At 69.7% G+C, this 16,866-nt stretch carries 15 protein-coding genes; 7 read left to right on the forward strand and 8 right to left on the reverse strand.

Annotation, left to right across the window (positions count from 1 at the left end; translation table 11 throughout):
- Positions 1-90: 90 nt before the first annotated feature.
- Complete coding sequence (locus ACM2XV_RS05015; RefSeq protein WP_344776988.1) at positions 91-978, reverse strand: phosphoribosylaminoimidazolesuccinocarboxamide synthase; 888 nt, start codon at positions 976-978, stop codon at positions 91-93.
- 96 nt (positions 979-1,074) lie between these two features.
- Between ACM2XV_RS05015 and ACM2XV_RS05020 the strand changes: the two genes are divergently transcribed.
- Positions 1,075-2,346 (forward strand): FAD-binding protein, encoded by a 1,272-nt coding sequence (locus ACM2XV_RS05020; RefSeq protein ID WP_487026167.1) that lies wholly within the window; start codon positions 1,075-1,077, stop codon positions 2,344-2,346.
- A gap of 169 nt (positions 2,347-2,515) precedes the next feature.
- Here ACM2XV_RS05020 and purD read toward each other — a convergent pair whose 3' ends face one another.
- Positions 2,516-3,802 carry a phosphoribosylamine--glycine ligase gene (gene purD, locus ACM2XV_RS05025; protein ID WP_487026168.1) on the reverse strand — a complete coding sequence of 429 codons (1,287 nt, stop codon included), beginning with the start codon at positions 3,800-3,802 and terminating at the stop codon, positions 2,516-2,518.
- A gap of 39 nt (positions 3,803-3,841) precedes the next feature.
- On the opposite strand from purD, the gene ACM2XV_RS05030 reads away from it, so the two are divergent.
- Together ACM2XV_RS05030 and ACM2XV_RS05035 are read left to right on the forward strand one after the other, a co-directional pair.
- A complete protein-coding gene (locus tag ACM2XV_RS05030) occupies positions 3,842-4,222 on the forward strand; it encodes a sterol carrier family protein (RefSeq protein ID WP_487026169.1) in 381 nt (126 codons plus the stop codon).
- A 4-nt stretch (positions 4,223-4,226) separates the two neighbouring features.
- On the forward strand, positions 4,227-4,610 hold the full coding sequence (locus tag ACM2XV_RS05035; RefSeq protein ID WP_344776982.1) for a hypothetical protein: 384 nt from the start codon (positions 4,227-4,229) through the stop codon (positions 4,608-4,610).
- A 187-nt stretch (positions 4,611-4,797) separates the two neighbouring features.
- Here the strand turns inward: ACM2XV_RS05035 and purF are convergent, their stop codons facing one another.
- Positions 4,798-6,261 carry an amidophosphoribosyltransferase gene (gene purF / locus ACM2XV_RS05040; RefSeq protein WP_344776980.1) on the reverse strand — a complete coding sequence of 488 codons (1,464 nt, stop codon included), beginning with the start codon at positions 6,259-6,261 and terminating at the stop codon, positions 4,798-4,800.
- Positions 6,262-6,369: 108 nt separating this feature from the next.
- Between purF and ACM2XV_RS05045 the strand changes: the two genes are divergently transcribed.
- The 3 genes from ACM2XV_RS05045 to ACM2XV_RS05055 all read left to right on the forward strand — a co-directional run bounded on the left by ACM2XV_RS05045 (position 6,370) and on the right by ACM2XV_RS05055 (position 9,584).
- Entirely contained in the window at positions 6,370-7,572 is a 1,203-nt protein-coding gene (locus ACM2XV_RS05045) for an MFS transporter (RefSeq protein WP_344776978.1), read from the forward strand.
- A 97-nt stretch (positions 7,573-7,669) separates the two neighbouring features.
- Positions 7,670-8,779 (forward strand): phosphoribosylformylglycinamidine cyclo-ligase, encoded by a 1,110-nt coding sequence (gene purM / locus ACM2XV_RS05050; RefSeq protein WP_344776976.1) that lies wholly within the window; start codon positions 7,670-7,672, stop codon positions 8,777-8,779.
- On the forward strand, positions 8,772-9,584 hold the full coding sequence (locus ACM2XV_RS05055) for a methyltransferase domain-containing protein (RefSeq protein ID WP_487026170.1): 813 nt from the start codon (positions 8,772-8,774) through the stop codon (positions 9,582-9,584). The genes purM and ACM2XV_RS05055 overlap by 8 nt, the downstream gene beginning before the upstream one ends.
- Before the next feature lie 259 nt (positions 9,585-9,843).
- Here the strand turns inward: ACM2XV_RS05055 and ACM2XV_RS05060 are convergent, their stop codons facing one another.
- Positions 9,844-10,062: a DUF3073 domain-containing protein gene (locus tag ACM2XV_RS05060; RefSeq protein ID WP_344776972.1), complete on the reverse strand. Its 219-nt coding sequence runs from the start codon at positions 10,060-10,062 to the stop codon at positions 9,844-9,846.
- Between the two features lie 140 nt (positions 10,063-10,202).
- Between ACM2XV_RS05060 and ACM2XV_RS05065 the strand changes: the two genes are divergently transcribed.
- Positions 10,203-11,303, forward strand: coding sequence for an FAD-dependent oxidoreductase (locus ACM2XV_RS05065; RefSeq protein WP_487026171.1), 1,101 nt, complete (start codon positions 10,203-10,205; stop codon positions 11,301-11,303).
- A 144-nt stretch (positions 11,304-11,447) separates the two neighbouring features.
- Here ACM2XV_RS05065 and ACM2XV_RS05070 read toward each other — a convergent pair whose 3' ends face one another.
- The 4 genes from ACM2XV_RS05070 to ACM2XV_RS05085 are packed head-to-tail and all read right to left on the reverse strand — an operon-like array spanning position 11,448 to position 16,606.
- Positions 11,448-13,358 (reverse strand): glycogen debranching N-terminal domain-containing protein, encoded by a 1,911-nt coding sequence (locus tag ACM2XV_RS05070; RefSeq protein WP_487026172.1) that lies wholly within the window; start codon positions 13,356-13,358, stop codon positions 11,448-11,450.
- Complete coding sequence (locus ACM2XV_RS05075) at positions 13,355-14,203, reverse strand: carbohydrate ABC transporter permease (RefSeq protein WP_344776960.1); 849 nt, start codon at positions 14,201-14,203, stop codon at positions 13,355-13,357. The genes ACM2XV_RS05070 and ACM2XV_RS05075 overlap by 4 nt, the downstream gene beginning before the upstream one ends.
- Positions 14,200-15,321, reverse strand: a complete 1,122-nt coding sequence (locus ACM2XV_RS05080; RefSeq protein ID WP_487026173.1) for a carbohydrate ABC transporter permease — start codon at positions 15,319-15,321, stop codon at positions 14,200-14,202. Before ACM2XV_RS05080 ends, ACM2XV_RS05075 begins: the two co-directional genes overlap by 4 nt.
- 10 nt (positions 15,322-15,331) lie before the next feature.
- On the reverse strand, positions 15,332-16,606 hold the full coding sequence (locus tag ACM2XV_RS05085; RefSeq protein WP_344776956.1) for an extracellular solute-binding protein: 1,275 nt from the start codon (positions 16,604-16,606) through the stop codon (positions 15,332-15,334).
- Between the last annotated feature and the right edge of the window lie 260 nt (positions 16,607-16,866).

Consider the following 16,866-nt stretch of genomic DNA (forward strand, 5'->3'; position numbering starts at 1 on the left):
CGGGTTTTGTGCCCCCGGCCGACGTCTGCACCTGCGACGCGGGGCGCAGACGTCGGCGCGGGACGCAGAAGGTGGTGCCCCGCAGCGCGCCTAAGCGGTGAGACGCTCCACGAGCTCGGAGTAGCGCGCAGCGGTCTGGGCCACGATGACCGGGGGCAGCTCGGGCGGGGTGCCCTGCTTGTCCCAGTTGGCAGCGAGCCAATCGCGCACGATCTGCTTGTCGAAGCTCGCCATCCGCTCCTCGGGGGTCGCGCCGGCGTTCCAGGCGGCGAGATCCCAGTAGCGCGAGGAATCCGAGGTGAGCACCTCGTCGGCGAGCGTGATCGCGCCGGTCTCGGCGTCGGTGCCGAACTCGAACTTGGTGTCGGCGATGATGAGGCCCTTCGCCTCGGCGCGGGCGGCGGCCTCGCCGTAGACCCGCAGCGAGAGGTCGCGCAGTGCGGTCGCGGCATCCTCGCCGACGATGTCGACCATGCGCTCGAAGCTGATGTTCTCGTCGTGCTCGCCCTGCGGCGCCTTCCATGCGGGGGTGAAGATGGGCTCGGGCAGGCGGTCGCCGTTGCGCAGCCCGGCCGGCAGGGGGATGCCCGTGACCGACTGCGTCTCCTGGTATTCGGCCCAGCCGCTGCCGGTGATGAAACCGCGCACGACGCATTCGATCGGGAACATGTCGAGCGGCTTCACGACCATCGAGCGGCCGGCCACCTCGGCGGGAACGCGGGCCTCGCCGCCCGGCACGAGGTGGTTCGGCACGTCGAGCTGCGAGAACCACCAGTTCGAGAGGCGCGTCAGCAGCTCGCCCTTGCCGGGGATGCCGGGCGAGAGCACGAAGTCGAAGGCGCTGACCCGGTCGCTCGCGACCACGAGCAGCTCGGGTGCGTCGGCGGTGTCGGTACCCTCGGGCACGTAGAGGTCGCGCACCTTTCCCGAGTACACGTGGGTCCATCCGGGCAGCACCTGAGCAGTCACGCACCCCATGCTAGTGACGGCCCCGGGTGCGGTCGGTGGCACCGAGCCTGTCGGGATCGTCCGTTCCCCGCCTAATATGTAGTCACCCGCAACAAAGGAGTGCCCGTGGCAAACGAAGTCAACTGGTCGGCCAATTACGCCTACCGCGCACCGACGATCGCGCGCCCGCGCTCGGTGGCAGAGCTGCAGGAGCTCGTGAAGCAGGCGGGGGATTCCTCACCGCTGCGCGCCCTCGGCACGCGCCACACCTTCAACGACGTCGCCGACCCGGGCGCCGCCGGAACGCTCGTGAACCTCGCCGAGCTGCCCGCCAAGATCGAGATCGACCCCGAGCGCCGCGTGGTAACCGTCGCGGCCGGCCTGCGCTACGGCGACGTCGCCATCGCGCTCGATGAGCAGGGCTGGGCCCTGCACAACCTCGCCTCACTGCCGCACATCTCGGTCGCCGGCGCCGTCGCCACGGCGACGCACGGCTCGGGCTCCGGCAACGCCAACCTCGCCACCACGGTCGCCGCCGTCACCTTCGTCGACGGCTCGGGCGAGCTCGTCACCCTGCGCCGCGGCGACGACGACTTCGCGGGCGCCGTGGTCGCGTTCGGCTCCCTCGGCATCGTCACCGAGCTCGAACTCGACATCGTGCCGAGCTTCGAGGTGGCGCAGACGATCTACCTCGGCGTGCCCTACGAGCGCGTCTCCGAGGCGCTCGACCTCGCCTACAGCGTGAGCGTCTTCACGGACTGGTCGCCCGCCTCCATCAACCAGCTCTGGGTCAAGGCCCGCGCAGAAGCGCCCGCGGTGGAAGGCGCCGTTCGCGAGCTCGGGGCGACGCCCGCGCTGCACAAGATCCACATGATCGCGGGCGCCGACGCCGAGGCGACCACCGAGCAGTTCGGAGCGCCTGGGCCGTGGCACGCGCGCCTGCCGCACTTCAAGCTCGAATTCCAGCCGAGCGCCGGCGAGGAGATCCAGACCGAGTACCTGCTGCCGCGCCGCCACATCGCCCCCGCGATCGACGCCGCGCGCGCCCTTACCGAGCAGATCACGCCGTTGCTCCTGATCAGCGAGATCCGCGCGATCGCCGCCGACCAGCTGTGGCTCTCGACCGCCTACACCTCGGGCGAGGACGACTGGGCCGACGGCGCGGTCGCGTTCCACTTCACCTGGAAGCGCGAGCAGGCCGCGGTCGAGCAGGCGAGCGCGCTGCTCGAGGCGGCGCTCGCCCCGTTCGGCGCGCGACCCCACTGGGGCAAGGTGTTCACGGATGCCGCCCGCGTGCCGGGTCTGTACCCGCGCTTCGCGAACTTCCGGTCTCTCGTGGAGAAGTACGACCCGCGCGGCGTCTTCCGCAACGACTACACCCGCCGCCTGGGCCTCTAGCGGAGGCCGCGCCCCGCCCCGCTGGTCGAGTAGGTCGCTCTGCGACCGTATCGAGACCCCTTCCTGGCGAGGAAAGGGTCTCGATACGCTCGCTGGCGCTCGCTACTCGACCAACGCGGCGGCGGTCGCGGAGCGACCTACTCGACCAACGCGGGGAGACTGGGCGGGGTCAGTCGATGACCGCGGCAGCGATGTCGGTGCGGTGCTGCGAGCCCTCGAGCTCGATCTTGTCGACCGCCTCGTAGACGCGCGCTCGCGCCTCGGCGAAGTCGGACCCCAGAGCCACGACCGACAGCACGCGCCCACCGGTGGCGACGAGGCCGATGGAATCCCAGGTGCCGGAGTCCACGGCATCCGGAAGCGTCGCGATCTCGGTCGCCGCGTGCAGCACCGTCACCTCGGGCACGGACTCAGCCGCCTCGATTCCCGTGATCGGGCGGCCGGTGATCGACTTCTCGGGGTAGCCCTCGCTGGCGATGACGACCGTGACGGCGACGTCGAGCGCGAACTCGGGGCGCGGCAGCCCGGCGAGCCCGCCGGTCGCCGACGCGAGCAGCAGCCGCGACAGCGGCGTGACGAGCCGCGCCAGCACGACCTGCGTCTCGGGGTCGCCGAAGCGCGCGTTGAACTCGATCACCCGCACCCCGCGCGAGGTCATCACGAGACCGCAGTAGAGCAGGCCGATGAACGGCGTGCCCTCGGCCTCGAGCCGGCGCACCGTCGGCAGCGCGATCGTGTCGATGACCTCGTCGACGAAGGTGTCGGGAAGCCACGGCAGCGGCGAGTACGCCCCCATGCCGCCGGTGTTCGGGCCGGCATCGCGGTCGCGCAGGCGCTTGAAGTCCTGAGCGGGGGTGAGCGGTAGCACATCGTGACCGTCGCTGAAGAGGAAGAGCGAGACCTCGGGGCCGTCGAGGAACTCCTCGATCAGCACGGGCCCGTGCTCGAGCCAGAACGCGGCGTGGGCGACCGCCGCGGCCCGGTCGGAGGTGACCAGCACGCCCTTGCCCGCGGCGAGCCCGTCGGCCTTGATGACGTAGGGCGCCCCGAAGTCGTCGATGGTCTTCTCGACCTCGGCGATCGTTCCGGCGAGCTCGGCGCGACCGGTCGGCACCCCGGCCTCCTCCATGATGCGCTTCGCGAAGGTCTTCGACCCCTCGAGCTGCGCCGCCGCCTTCGACGGCCCGAACACCGCGATGCCGCGCTCGCGCAGCGGGTCGGCGACGCCCGCGATGAGGGGAGCCTCGGGCCCGACCACCACGAGCTCGACGCCGTTGTCGACGGCATACGCCGCGACCGCGACCGGGTCCATCGGGTCGAGCTCGATGGTGCGCACATCGCGCGCGATGCCCGCGTTTCCGGGGGCGGCGACGATGTCGTGCTGCTCGTCCTCGGAGAGCAGGCTGGTGATGATCGCGTGCTCGCGCGCGCCGGAACCGAGGACCAGAATCTTCACCCCTGAATCGTACCGGCGGGCTGGTGCGAGACTGGTTTCGTGGCAAGGCGGGGAATCGACGACGCATCCGGTTTCGAGGCGGTCCGATCCGCACTGCATGAAGCGGATGCCTCGCGCGACACCCTCGCGACGGCGGTGCGCTACCTGCTGCAGCTGCTGGAGGAGAAGGCGCCGGGCCACACGGTCGAGGTGCGCGTGCCGCCCTTCGGCGCGGTGCAGGTCGTCGAGGGCCCGCGCCACACGCGCGGCACGCCGCCGAACGTGATCGAGATGGATGCCGCGACCTGGGTCGCGCTCGCCGCGGGCCGACTGCGCTGGGCCGAGGCCGTCGACGCCGCTCGAGTGTCGGCGTCGGGCACGCGGGCGACGCTCGAGGGGCTCATCCCGGTGCTGCCGCACAGCTTCGACTTGGGAGAATGAGCGGGTGACCGACGAGCGCCCCGACCAGACCCCCGAGCCCGAACCCGAGCGTGAGGGTCCCGTCGTCGAAGAGCGCGTCGAGCCCACGCTCGTCGAGGTGCGGCGCACCCCGAACTACTGGAACTTCATGCTGCTGTTCGCGGTGCTCGCCGCGATCGCGATCACGATCATCACGTTCGCCCTGCCGTATGACGCCGAGACGGCGACCTACAGCCGCGGCACGGTCTACGGCTTCGCGCTGCTGTTCTCTGTGGCCATCGGCCTCGCCATCGGCGCGGTCGTGGCGCTGATCGCCGAGCGGGTGTCGCGCCGCAGCATCCGTCTCGTCGAAGCCGAGAAGATCACGGGAACGCTGAAGGACGCGGAGTCGCCGCGCGACGAGAAGTAAGCGCGGCGCCTGACGCTGCCGCGCGTTACTCTGCCCGCGCTTGAACGGGCGAACCTTTTCTCGCGGCGAAGGAACCATTGTCTCTGGTGCGGAGACAATGGTTCGATCGCGCGAAGAAATGGTTCGCTCGTTCAAGTGCTGCGGAGCTCATGAGTCGACTCGTGGCTCGCTCCGCGCCCGCGCCGGCTCAGCTGAGCTGCGTCGCCTCGACCCAGGCCAGGTAGTCCTCAGACACCGTTCCGGTCACATACTCGCCCGTGAAGCAGCTCATCTCGAGGTCGGTGATGGCGCTCTGGCCCTCGAGGATGGCCGACTTCATGTCGTCGACGGTCTGGTAGATCAGGTTGTCGGCGCCCAACAGCTGCGCGATCTCGGGGATCGAGCGGCCTGACGCGACCAGCTCCTTCCGCGACGGCATGTTGATGCCGTAGACGTGGGGGAAGCGCACCGGCGGTGCGGCGGACGCGAAGGTCACCTTGTTGGCCCCGGCGTTGCGGGCCATGTCGACGATCTCTTTCGAGGTGGTGCCGCGCACGATCGAGTCGTCGATGATCAGCACGTTCTTGCCGCGGAACTCGGACGACATCGCGTTCAGCTTCTGCCGCACGGAGCGCTTGCGCTGCGCCTGCCCGGGCATGATGAAGGTGCGGCCGACGTAGCGGTTCTTGTAGAAGCCCTCGCGGTACTCGATGCCGAGCTTCTGCGCCACGTTCATGGCGGCCGGGCGCGAGGAATCCGGAATCGGCATGACGACATCGATGTCGCCCGCCTCGGTGTAGCGCGTCACGGTGTCGGCGAGGCGGTCGCCGAGCCGCAGGCGCGCCTCGTAGACCGAGATGCCGTTCATGATCGAGTCGGGGCGGGCGAGGTAGACGTACTCGAACGAGCACGGCACGAGCCGCGGGTCGCGCGCGCACTGCTTCGAGTGCAGCTGCCCGTCGAGCGTGATGAAGACGGCCTCGCCGGGGGCGACGTCGCGCACGACCTCGTATTCGCCGGCCTCGAGCACGAGCGATTCGCTGGCGACGATCCACTCGTCGCGGTCGCTGCCGGCTGCCGTGCGGCGACCGAGCACGAGCGGGCGGATGCCCCACGGGTCGCGGAACGCCAGGAGCCCCTGCCCGGCGATCATCGCGATCGTCGCGTACGAGCCCTCGACCCGCTCGTGCACCTGCGAGACGGCGGCGAACACCTGGTCGGGGGTGAGCTCGCGGCCCGCGATCTGGCCCTCGAGCTCGGTGGCGAGCACGTTCACGAGCATCTCGGTGTCGCTCGTGGAGTTCATGTGGCGGCGGTCGATGCGGAACAGGTCCTCGGTCAGCTCGCGCGTGTTCGTGAGATTCCCGTTGTGCACGAGGATGATGCCGTACGGCGCGTTCACGTAGAACGGCTGCGACTCCTGCTCGTTGGCCGCGTCGCCCTTGGTCGCGTAGCGCACGTGCCCGACGCCCATGTTGCCGAGCAGCGAGCGCATGTCGCGGGTGCGGAACGCCTCGCGCACCTGGCCCCGGGCCTTCGACATGTGGAACATGCTGCCGTCGGCGGTCGCGATGCCGGTCGAATCCTGGCCGCGGTGCTGCAGGAGAAGCAGGCTGTCGTAGATCTGCTGGTTGGCCGGTTCGGTCGAGACGATTCCGACGATGCCGCACATGAGCTAAGCGGTCTCCATTTAAGTTGGCTGCTGTTCCCGAGAACCGGGCCCTCTCAGTCTCACATATGGGTGCAGGGGATGCCTGAGCAGGCGATTAGCGTGGAAGTGATGGCACCGGCATCCGCTCTCACTCGTCCCCTCACGGTCATCATGGCCGTGACCTGCGGCCTTCTCGTGGCCAACCTCTACTACGCGCAGGCGGCGATCGGCCCGATCAGCTCTGAGCTGGGGCTGTCGCAGGGCGCAGAGGGACTGGTGGTCACGCTGATCCAGTTCGGCTACGCGGCGGGGCTGCTGTTCATCGCGACGCTCGGCGATCTGGTCGAGAACCGGCGGGTCGTGCTCATCACGGCGGCGATCGCCGTCGCGGGCCTCGTCGGCGTCACGCTGGCGCCGAACCTCGCGGTGTTCCTCGTGGCATCGTTCGTGGTCGGTGTGGTGTCGGTGGGCGCGCAGGTCGTGCTGCCGCTCGCCACCCACCTGGCCCCCGTCGAGCGGCGCGGCCGGGTCATCGGCGACATCATGGGCGGTCTGCTCGCGGGCATCATGCTCTCGCGGCCGTACGCGAACTTCGTCACCGGCCTGCTCGGCTGGCGCTGGGTGTTCGGCATCGCGGCCGTGCTGATCGCCGCGCTCTGGGTGATCCTGTGGTTCACGCTGCCGTCGCGCAGGCCCGAGTCGGGGCTGCACTATGGCGCGCTGCTCGCCACGACGTTCGGATTCCTCGGCCGATCGCGCATTCTGCAGCGACGCGCGCTCTACCAGGCGCTCGCGTTCGGCGCCTTCAACTTCTTCTGGACCTGCGCGCCGCTCATGCTCGATCGGAACTTCCAGTTCAGCCAGTTCCAGATCGCGCTGTTCGCGCTCGCCGGGGCGGGCGGCGCGCTGGCCGCCCCGATCGCGGGCAGGCTCGGCGACCGGGGGCTCGCGACGCCCGTGACCGGGGTCGCCTTCGCGCTGATGGCGGTCATGTTCCTCGTCACGGACTGGGCCGTCGCGGTGCAGGCGCTCGTTCCGCTCGTGGCGGCCGCGGTGTTGATCGACGCGGCCACGCAGAGCAACCAGGTCGCCGGTCAGCGCTTCATCTTCGGCATCGACCCGGCCGCGCGCGGGCGCATCAACAGCGCCTACATCTTCGTGAACTTCCTCGGCGGTGCGACGGGGTCGCTACTCGCGCCGTTCGTCTATCACGCGGCCGGTTGGGGCGGGGTCGCGCTCGTCGGTGCCGGTGTCGCCGTGTTCGTGCTGCTGGTGTTCGTCACCGAGCGGATCGACCGGGCGCACCGCGAGCAGCTCGCCGCCTCGCACTGAGGCACTGCGGCGCTACGGCACTGAGGCACTGCGGCGCTACGGCGCAGAGGCGCCCCGGCGCTGAGGCGGCCATCAGCCGCCCCGGTAGAATCGCCGCGTGACGAACGACTCGAGCAGCACGTATCGCCAAGCCGGTGTCGACACCGCGGCGGGTGATCTGGCGGTCGAGTTGATGAAGTCGGCGGTCGGCAAGACGCACGGTCCCGAGGTGCTGGGCGGCGTCGGCGGCTTCGCGGGCCTGTTCGACGTCTCGTTCCTCAAGTCCTATCGGCGGCCGCTGCTCGCGACCTCGACCGACGGTGTCGGCACGAAGGTCGCGATCGCGCAGGCGATCGACAAGCACGACACCATCGGCCAGGACCTCGTCGGCATGGTTGTCGACGACATCGTGGTCGTCGGTGCGAAGCCGATGTTCATGACCGACTACATCGCCTGCGGCAAGGTCGTGCCGACGCGCATCGCCGACATCGTGGCCGGCATCGCACGCGCCTGCTCCGAGACGCGCACCGCCCTCGTCGGCGGCGAGACCGCCGAGCACCCGGGCCTCCTCGGCCCCGACGACTACGACGTCGCGGGTGCCGCCGTCGGCGCTGTCGAGGCCGACGCGCTGCTCGGCGCCGATCGCGTGCAGCACGGCGACGTGGTGCTCGCGCTCGGGTCGTCCGGTCTGCACTCGAATGGCTACTCGCTGGTGCGGCACATTCTGAGCAACGCGGGAATCGGGTACGCCGACCGCAGCGACGACCTCGGCACGACGTGGGGCGAGGCGCTGCTCGAGCCGACCCGGCTGTACACCTCGCCGCTGCTGCGCCTGCTCGCGGACCCGCAGCTCGGGGCATCCGTTCACGCGCTCTCTCACGTGACGGGCGGCGGCATCGCTGCGAATCTGGCCCGCGTGCTGCCTCGCGGCGCGTGGTCCGAGCTCGACCGCGCGTCGTGGGCGCCGTCGCCGGTCTTCCGGGTGCTGAGCGCCATCGCGGGCAGCTCGCTCGAGTCGGCAGAGGGCACCTGGAACCTCGGCATCGGGTTCTTCGCGGTCGTCGCGCCCGGCGCGGTCGACGGCATCGTCTCGAAGCTCGCGCTGGACGGGATTCCCGCGTGGGTCGCGGGCACGGTGTCGACGGATGCCAAGGACTTCACCGGCTTCGAGCAGGGTGCCAAGGGCGTCGACGGTGGCGCCGTGCGCCTCGTCGGGTCGTATGCCTGACAACCCCGCTGATCGGGTAGCGCGTAGCGCGCATCGAGACCCGCGATCGTTCGAAGGGCTGATCGCGGAGGGCGAGGCCGAGCCCACCGACGGCTGGGACTTCTCGTGGTTCGACGGCCGCGCGACCGAAGAGCGGCCGCCCTGGGGCTACGCCAAGCTCGCCGCCGACGCGCTCGGCCGGGCGACGGCGAGCCTCGACCTGCAGACGGGCGGCGCAGAGGTCTACGCCGAGGCGCTGCAGCACGCGGCATCCGTGCCCGACCGGGTCGCCGCGACCGAGGAGTGGCCGCCCAATCTCGCGCTCGCCCGCGAGCGGCTCGCGCCCTTCGGCGGCGAGGTGATGAACGCCGCGGGCACCGACCCGCTGCCGTTCCCGGACGGCGCGTTCGACCTGGTGCTCGCGCGGCACCCGTACGGCGTTCCGTGGGAGGAGATCGGCCGCGTGCTCGCCCCCGGCGGCACTTTCCTCGGCCAGCTGATCGGTTGGGGCACGAACCGGAAGCTCTACGAGTTCTTCCTCGGGCCGCAGGGCGATGCGCACGAGGATGCCGGCCACGAGTCGGTCATCAGGCAGAGAGCGGCAGAGGCGGGGCTGCGCGTGCGGCGCCTCGAGGAAGCCGTGACCAAGGTCGAGTTCTTCGACGTCGGCGCCGTCGTCTACTTCCTGCGCAAGGTGCTGTGGACCGTTCCCGGGTTCACCGTCGAGAAATACCGCCCCGAGCTGCAGCGCATGCACGCGCTCATCGAGGCGAACGGCTCGTTCGTGAGCTACTCGCGCCGCTTCCTCGTCGAGGCGACGCGGTAGCGCAGGAGGACCGTGCGACCGCACGTGGTCGCGCATCGCTGCTGGGCTCGGCTTCCGCCTCTGAGTCCCGGCCTCTTCCGCCGCCCTCACGTCCCCCGAAGAGTGAGTTCGGGTGGCTCGACCCGCGAAGAGGCAACCCGAACTCACTCTTCGGGGAGGTTCGGGAGGTTCGGGGGGAGGTCCCTGGGAAGCGGTGAAGCATGCAGAATGCCCCGCCTCGAGAGAGGCGGGGCATTCGAACGTCTAGGTGTGAAGCGGCTCAGGCGCCCTTCGGCTGCCGAGCCTGATACTCGTCTTCGTCCTCGTCGTCGGACTCATAGCCCTCGGGCTCGTAGTCGGCCCAAGCTGCGTACTGGTCCTCTTCGGAGGAGTGGCTACCGAGCTCGCGCTCCAAGGCCGCGTAGTTCACTTCCGGGCTGTAGGACTTCAGCTCGCGGGCGATCTTGGTGTGCTTTGCCTTCTGACGGCCACGCCCCATGCGAGACCCCCTTACGATGACGGGCCGGGTCGTGGGTGTCGTCACCCGGCGCAAACAGAGATGAAATCTAGCGGGTAGTTTAGCATGAGGCGCTCTGCTCGCCTTTGCCCCGCACGCCCCTTCATTTTCCTGGATGCCCCGTGCCACAGTTGCCCACCCAGACCCAGGTGGTCGTCATCGGGGCCGGTCAGGCGGGGCTTTCGGTGGCCTACTTCCTGAAGCGCTTCCAGCTCGAACCGGGTGTCGACTTCGTCGTTCTCGACCGCGGCCCGGGCACGGGTGGCGCGTGGCAGCACCGATGGAGCGCGCTCACCCTGGGCAGTGCCCACCGCGTCGCCGACCTGCCCGGCATGAGCGAGCTCGGCCTGTCGTTCGAGACCGCCGACCATCACCGGCCTGCCAAAGAGGTCGTGGCCGACTACTACCGGCAGTACGAAGAGCACTACGGATTCCACGTCTTCCGCCCTGTCGAGGTGATGAGCGTCTTCAACCGCGGTGCCGACCTGGTCGTCAACGCACGCGTGCCAGACGAGCACGACCCCGACTACCGCGAAGAGATCGTCACGCGACTGCTCGTCAATGCGAGCGGGACGTGGCGCACCCCGTTCGTGCCGTATGTGCCGGGCATCCGCGAGTTCGAGGGCATCCAGATTGCGACCAACGGCTACGTGTCGGCCGAGCAGTTCCGCGACCAGTCCGTCGTCGTCGTGGGCGGGGGCACGAGCGCGATCGGGTTCCTGCTCGAACTTGAGGGGGTGGCGGCCGAGCTCAACTGGGCGACGCGGCGGCCGGTCGTGTTCAGCGAGGACGAGAAGCTCAGCATGGAAGGCGGCGTGCGCGCCGTCGCCGAGCAGGACGCCGCGGCGCGCGCCGGCAGGCCGCTGCCGAGCATCGTGCACGGCACGGGGGTCGCGAAGACGCGGCGCATCGCCGCGGGCATCGAGCGCGGACTGCTCGTCGAGCGACCCATGTTCACGCGCGTCGAGCGCGACGGCGTGCGCTGGCCCGAAGGCTCGTTCACGCATGCCGATGCGATCATCTGGGCGACCGGATTCCGGCCCGAGCTGCGGCACCTCGCCCCGCTGCGGCTGCACAACATCGGCGGCGGGGTGACCGTCGAGAACGGCGCCGTGGCCGCCGACCCCCGCATATTCCTGGCCGGGTATGGGCCGCAGGCGTCGACGATCGGCGCCAGCCGCGCGGGGCGCGCCGTGGCGCGCCAGGTCGTCGCGGCGCTGTAGCGCCGGTGCCGCTCCACCCGATGGTCGAGTAGCCCGCGCGAAGCCGGGCGTATCGAGACCTTTCCTTGAAAGGAGAGGGTCTCGATACGGTCGCAGAGCGACCTATGCGACCAGCGGGTGGGCGCGGCGCGCGGCGCGGCCTGCTCAACCGGCGTCGAGGGCGTAGGCGATCGCGATCGCCGCCGCCGCCGACCAGGCCTGGGGGCGGCAGGCGGCGGGGTAGGGGATCGGGCTCTCGGTGCCGTGGAACGGGTCCCCGGAGTGCAGCTCGGGCATCCGGTACCCCAATCGCACTGCTGCGCTGATCAGCCCGTCGGCCAGCTCGCGCGCCTCGTCGACGAAGCCCTCGCGCGCGAGCCCCAGCACGGCGACCGCGGTGTCGTGCGCCCACACCGAGCCGCCGTGGTAGCTCAGCGGCCAGTACCCGGCGTCGGCCGTCGACATCGTGCGCAGCCCGAAGCCCGAGTTCAGCTCGGGCGAGAGCAGTCGCCGCGCGATCAGCGCGGCCTGCTCGCGTGAGACGATGCCCGTGCCGAGCAGGTGCCCCATGTTGCTCGCGACCGAGTCGACGCGGGCGCCGTGGGCGTCGAGCGCGATCGCCGGGTAGTCGCCGCCCGGCGACGAGACCCAGAACAAGGAGTTGAACCGCTCGCGCAGCTCCGCCGCCCACGTGCGCCACTGCTGCGCGCCCTGCTCGCCGAACGCATCGAGCAGCTCGGCGCCGGCGAGCGCCGCGGCGTAGGCATACCCCTGTACCTCGCACAGCGCGATGGGGCCCTCGGCGAGCCTTCCGTCGTGCCACTGGATGGAGTCGTCGGAATCCTTCCAGCCCTGGTTCGAGAGGCCGCGCCCCGACTCGTCGATGTAGCGCAGGAACCCGTCGTCGCCCATGCCGAAGTCGCGCATCCAGTCGAGCGCCGCGCGCAGGCTCGGCAGCAGTGCGCGCACCTCGGCCTCGTCCGCGCCCGCCTGCCACGCGTCGCGCAGCAGGGTGATCCACAGCGGGGTCGCGTCGATGGTGCCGTAGTAGAGCGGCGGCAGCATGATGTTCTGCTGCGGCAGCTCGAGCGTGACGGGCCGCAACTCGTGCATGATCTTGCCCGGCTGCTCGGCGTTGTGCGGGTCGACCTTCGTGCCCTGCAGCTGGGCGAGGGCGCGCAGGGTCGACAGCGCGAGGCCGGGGTCGAGCGGCAGCAGGAACCGTGCCGCGATCAGCGAGTCCCGCCCGAACAGCGTGAAGAACCACGGCGCGCCGGCCGCGAGGAACGGCTCGCGCTGGTCGCGCAGCGTGACGCGCAGGGCACGCAGATCCGTGAGCGCGCGCTCGACCCAGCGCCGCAGGCGCAGGTCGAAGAAGGGCACGGATTCCGCGCTCCAGTCGGGCTCGTCGATGGCGGATTCCACGACCGCGCGCTCGTCGTCGAGCTCGGCCCACCAGCTGATCGCGGGCGCGCCGTTCGGCGGAACCTCCACCTGCCACCGGAACTCGAAGCGGTCGCCCCGCCGCGTCACGGTCGCCCCGGGTGCCACGACGCGCAGCTTCACGCCGCCCTCGCTCCAGCGGGCGTCAGCACCGCCGTCGAACTGCACCACCGCGTCGGGGGCGGCGTCTTCGCGCGTGAATCCGTCTTTCACGAGATGGATGGGCGAGAAGTCCGCATGCAGCGTGAGCACCGCCGTGATCGTGTGCGCGTGGGCGAGCCCCGAGTTGAACACGATCGTCTCCGCGAGGCGCCCCGCGTCGACCTCGCGGGTGCGCTCGATGCGGAACCGAGGGTCGGCGCGCTCGCCGGGCAGGCCGCGCAAGAGCATCGTGAACGTCGTGCGCGAGGCGCTGTCCTCGAGGGCCCGCAGCTGCTCGAGCTCATGGCCCTCGACGCCGAAGCCGAGGCGGTCGATCACCCGCGTGTTCGAGTGGTACAGGCCGTGCACGGGAAGGCCGCCCATGTCGCCGCGGTCGTCGGACCAGGCCTGCGTCGGCGCCTTCAGCACGACGAGGGCGTTGTGCAGCAGGGGCTGCGGCCGCCCGACCCGATGCTCGGCAGACACTGTCATTCCTTCACGGCTCCTTCGCTCTGGTTCATGATGCGTCGCTGGAAGACGAAGAACATCGCCGCGACCGGAAGGGTCATGATCAGCGCGGCGGCCAGCTTCAGGGGGTACTGGGTGCCCGAGCCGAGCGACCCGCTCGCGAGCGTCGCGACGCCCTTCGTGAGCGGGGTCAGCGCGGGGTTCTGCGCCGCGACGATGAAGTGCGCGAGCTCGTTCCACGACCCTTGGAACGACAGGATGATGATCGTGATGAGCGCCGGCTGCGCCATCGGCAGCACGACCGACCAGAACAGCCGCAGCGTGCCCGCGCCGTCGATGCGCGCGGCCTCTTCGACCGCGACCGGGATCGACTCGAAGAACCCCTTCATGATGAAGACCCCCGCGGCATCCGCCATCAAGGGCACGATCATGCCCACATACGAGTCGTAGATGCTCAGCGTGTTCAGCACGAGGAACTTGGGGATGAGCAGCACGACGTTCGGCACCGCCATGACGGCGACCAAGCCGGCGAAGATCACGTTGCGACCGCGGAAGTGCAGGCGCGCGAGCGCGTAGCCCGCGAGCGAGTCGAACAGCACGCGCCCCAGCGTCACGAACACGGTGATGATCACCGAGTTCATGAACCACAGCGGGAAGTCGGAGTTCGTGAACAGCTTGTCGATGGCGGCCAGGCTGAACGGGTTCGGAACGAGCGAGATCGGGTTGGAGGCCGCATCGGGGTCGGTCTTGAAAGCGGTCGCGATCTGGATCAGGAACGGCAGGATGTAGACGACCGCGAGAACCGTGAGCACGGCGTAGAGCAGCGACTGCGCCGCCACGCGGCCCGTCGTCCAGCGGTGCGGCTTCATCGCTCGGCCTCCCCGGCGGGCAGACCGGCGACCTTCACGGGCGGCGGGTTGAGCCGCCGCCGCTTCGACACCGCGCGCTCGCGCAGCACCCAGCGCTGGATGAGCGTGAACACGATGATGATGACGAACAGGATGAACGCGATCGCCGCGCCCTGCCCCCAGTCCTGGTTGATGAGGGATGCCTGATACGAGAGGAACGCGGGCGTGAGCGTTGTCCCGTCCGGCCCGCCGTCGGTGGCGACATAGACCTGGTCGAACACCTGCCAGCATCCGATCAGCCCCAGCGTGATCACGGTGAAGAGCGTCGGGCGCAGCTGCGGCAGCGTGATGCGCGTGAACCGCTCCCACGAGGTCGCCCCGTCGACCATCGCCGCCTCCTGCAGGTCGCCGGACAGGTTCTGCAGCGCGGCGAGGAAGAGCAGCATGAAGGTGCCGCTCGTCGTGAAGACCGCGAGCAGGATGAGCGCGCTCATCGCCCAGGACGGGCCGGCCAGCCAGTCCCACCAGCTCACGCCGAGGAATCCGTGACTCACGAGCGCGCCTGGCCCGCTCGTCACCCCGAACGCGCCCAGGATCGCGTGCAGCACGCCCTGCGGGTCGTTGAACCAGTTGGGCCCGTGCACGCCGAGCCACGAGAGCACCTTGTTGATCGCGCCGGTCGTGTTGAAGAGGAACAGCCACAGCACGGTGATCGCGACCGAGCTCGTGACCGACGGGAAGTAGAAGGCGGTGCGGAAGAAGCCGCGCCCCTTCAGGCGCTGATTGTTGACGAGGGATGCCAGCACCAGCGCGACGACCGTCTGAATCGGCACCACGAGCACGACGTACCAGAGGTTGTTGCGCAGGGACTGCCCGAAGTTCTGCTCGGCGAGGCCGCCGCCGCTCGTGATCGCCTCGTAGTTCTTGAGCCCGACGAAGTTCACGCCGGCCGAGAACGGGCTGCCCCGGCCGCCCCAATCCGAGAAGCTCACCCAGAGCGCCATCAGGATCGGGATGACCAGGAACAGCCCGAGCAGCACCAGCACCGGGGCCGTGAACAGCCAGCCGGAGGCCGCCTCACCCTTGCGGATCGAGCCGCGCCGCACGCCGTCGGTGCGCCGCGTCGCCACGGTCGTCATTCGCTCGGCCCTACTTCAGCAGCGCCTGCAGGTTGCTCTGCGCCGAGTCGAGGATCGTCTTCGGATCGGTCGTCTTGAGCTGAGCGATCTTGCCGTCGAGGTCGGTGATGACCGGCGCGACGTTCTTGAGCGTCGGCACGCCCTCTGCATAATCGGTCGCATCGAGGAAGGGCGTGTACTCCGGGAACTCCTGCTTCCAGTCCGAGGCGGCCGACTGGATCGACGGCATCACACCGAACGCCTTGGAGAACTGCAGCTGGTCCTCTTTCGAGGTGAGCTGCTCGACGAGCTTCAGCGCCGCCTTCTGGTTCGGGCTGTCGGCCGCGATGCCCCAGCAGTTGGTGAACTGCAGGGTTCCCTTGCCCTTGGGCCCCTCGGGCAGCGGCACCACCTTGTAGTGCACGTTCGGGTAGTCGGACTGCATCGAGCCCGAGATCCAGTTGCCCTCGATCGTCATGGCGCCGAGGCCCTTGCCGAAGGCCTCGCCGCCCCAGCCGGCGCCCACGTCGGCGGCGAACTTCATCGAGCCGGCCTTGAGCAGCGACTGGGCGTAGCTGAGCGCCTTGACGTTGGCGGCGCTGTCGGCCGTGACCTTGGTGTTGTCGGCGTTCGTGAGGTTGCCGCCGGCCTGAACCATGAACGCGCCGAGACGCTCGTACTGCCCCGACACCACGAGGCCCGTGGTGCCGCCCGAGGTGAGCTTCTTCGCGACCGTGGCGAGGTCGTCCCACGTCTTCGGGTAGTCGGCGTCGGTGAGCCCGGCGGCCTTCCACTTGTCGGTGTTGATGATCAGCTGCAGCGTCGAGACGTCTTTCGGGGCGCAGTAGAACTTGCCGTCGTAGGTGAAGTTCTTCACGAGCGACGGGTAGAAGTCGTTCTTGAGGTCGCTCGGCAGCTGGTCGCCGTAGGCGAGCAGCGAGCCGTTCGCCGCGTAGCCGGGAAGCGAGCCGGTGGAGAGGTAGAAGACGTCAGCCGGCTTCTTCGCCGCGAACCCCTGGGCGAGCTGCTGGTCGAGGTTGTTCGCCGGGATGACGGTGGCCTTGGTGCCCGAGCTCGACGACCAGGACGCGACGGCGGACTTGACCGCATTCGTCTCTGCGTCGCCGCTCGAGCCGATGAGCACGGTGAGGGGGTCGTTCGACGAGGTGAGCTTGCTGGTCGAGCCGCTTCCCCCGTTGCCGGTGTCGTTGCTGCTTCCGAACCCTGAGCCGCAGCCGGCGAGGGCGAGTGCCGCCGAGGCGGCGACGGCGCCCATGAGCACGGTGCGCGTGAGCGATCTGGACATGTGAGGACTCCTTGATGACATCCGCGTCGATGTATTGGATCGTTCAAAATCGGCGGCATTGCGTCATTTGATCGATCAAATAGGGTAGGACAAGACTCACGCGCACGGATGCCGCTGTCAACCCCCGCCCGGGATGCCTCGCTCAGCGGCCCGCCCATCGGCCCGGCGCGAGGACGGAGGAGCGCATGCCGAGGCCGTTGCCCACGGTCAGCGATGTCGCCCGCGCGGCAGGCGTCTCGCGCCAGACCGTCTCGAACGTG

The organism is Gryllotalpicola sp. CP2-P1 (genome assembly GCF_057512245.1).

Coding starts and splice junctions, on each gene's coding strand:
- ACM2XV_RS05055 (WP_487026170.1), top strand. CDS start 8,772: ATGCCTGACAACCCCGCTGATCGGGTAGCGCGTAGCGCGCATCGAGAC.
- ACM2XV_RS05085 (WP_344776956.1), bottom strand. CDS start 16,606: ATGTCCAGATCGCTCACGCGCACCGTGCTCATGGGCGCCGTCGCCGCC.
- ACM2XV_RS05075 (WP_344776960.1), bottom strand. CDS start 14,203: ATGAAGCCGCACCGCTGGACGACGGGCCGCGTGGCGGCGCAGTCGCTG.
- ACM2XV_RS05015 (WP_344776988.1), bottom strand. CDS start 978: ATGGGGTGCGTGACTGCTCAGGTGCTGCCCGGATGGACCCACGTGTAC.
- ACM2XV_RS05060 (WP_344776972.1), bottom strand. CDS start 10,062: ATGGGGCGTGGCCGTCAGAAGGCAAAGCACACCAAGATCGCCCGCGAG.
- ACM2XV_RS05045 (WP_344776978.1), top strand. CDS start 6,370: ATGGCACCGGCATCCGCTCTCACTCGTCCCCTCACGGTCATCATGGCC.
- purF (WP_344776980.1), bottom strand. CDS start 6,261: ATGTGCGGCATCGTCGGAATCGTCTCGACCGAACCGGCCAACCAGCAG.
- ACM2XV_RS05070 (WP_487026172.1), bottom strand. CDS start 13,358: ATGACAGTGTCTGCCGAGCATCGGGTCGGGCGGCCGCAGCCCCTGCTG.
- ACM2XV_RS05080 (WP_487026173.1), bottom strand. CDS start 15,321: ATGACGACCGTGGCGACGCGGCGCACCGACGGCGTGCGGCGCGGCTCG.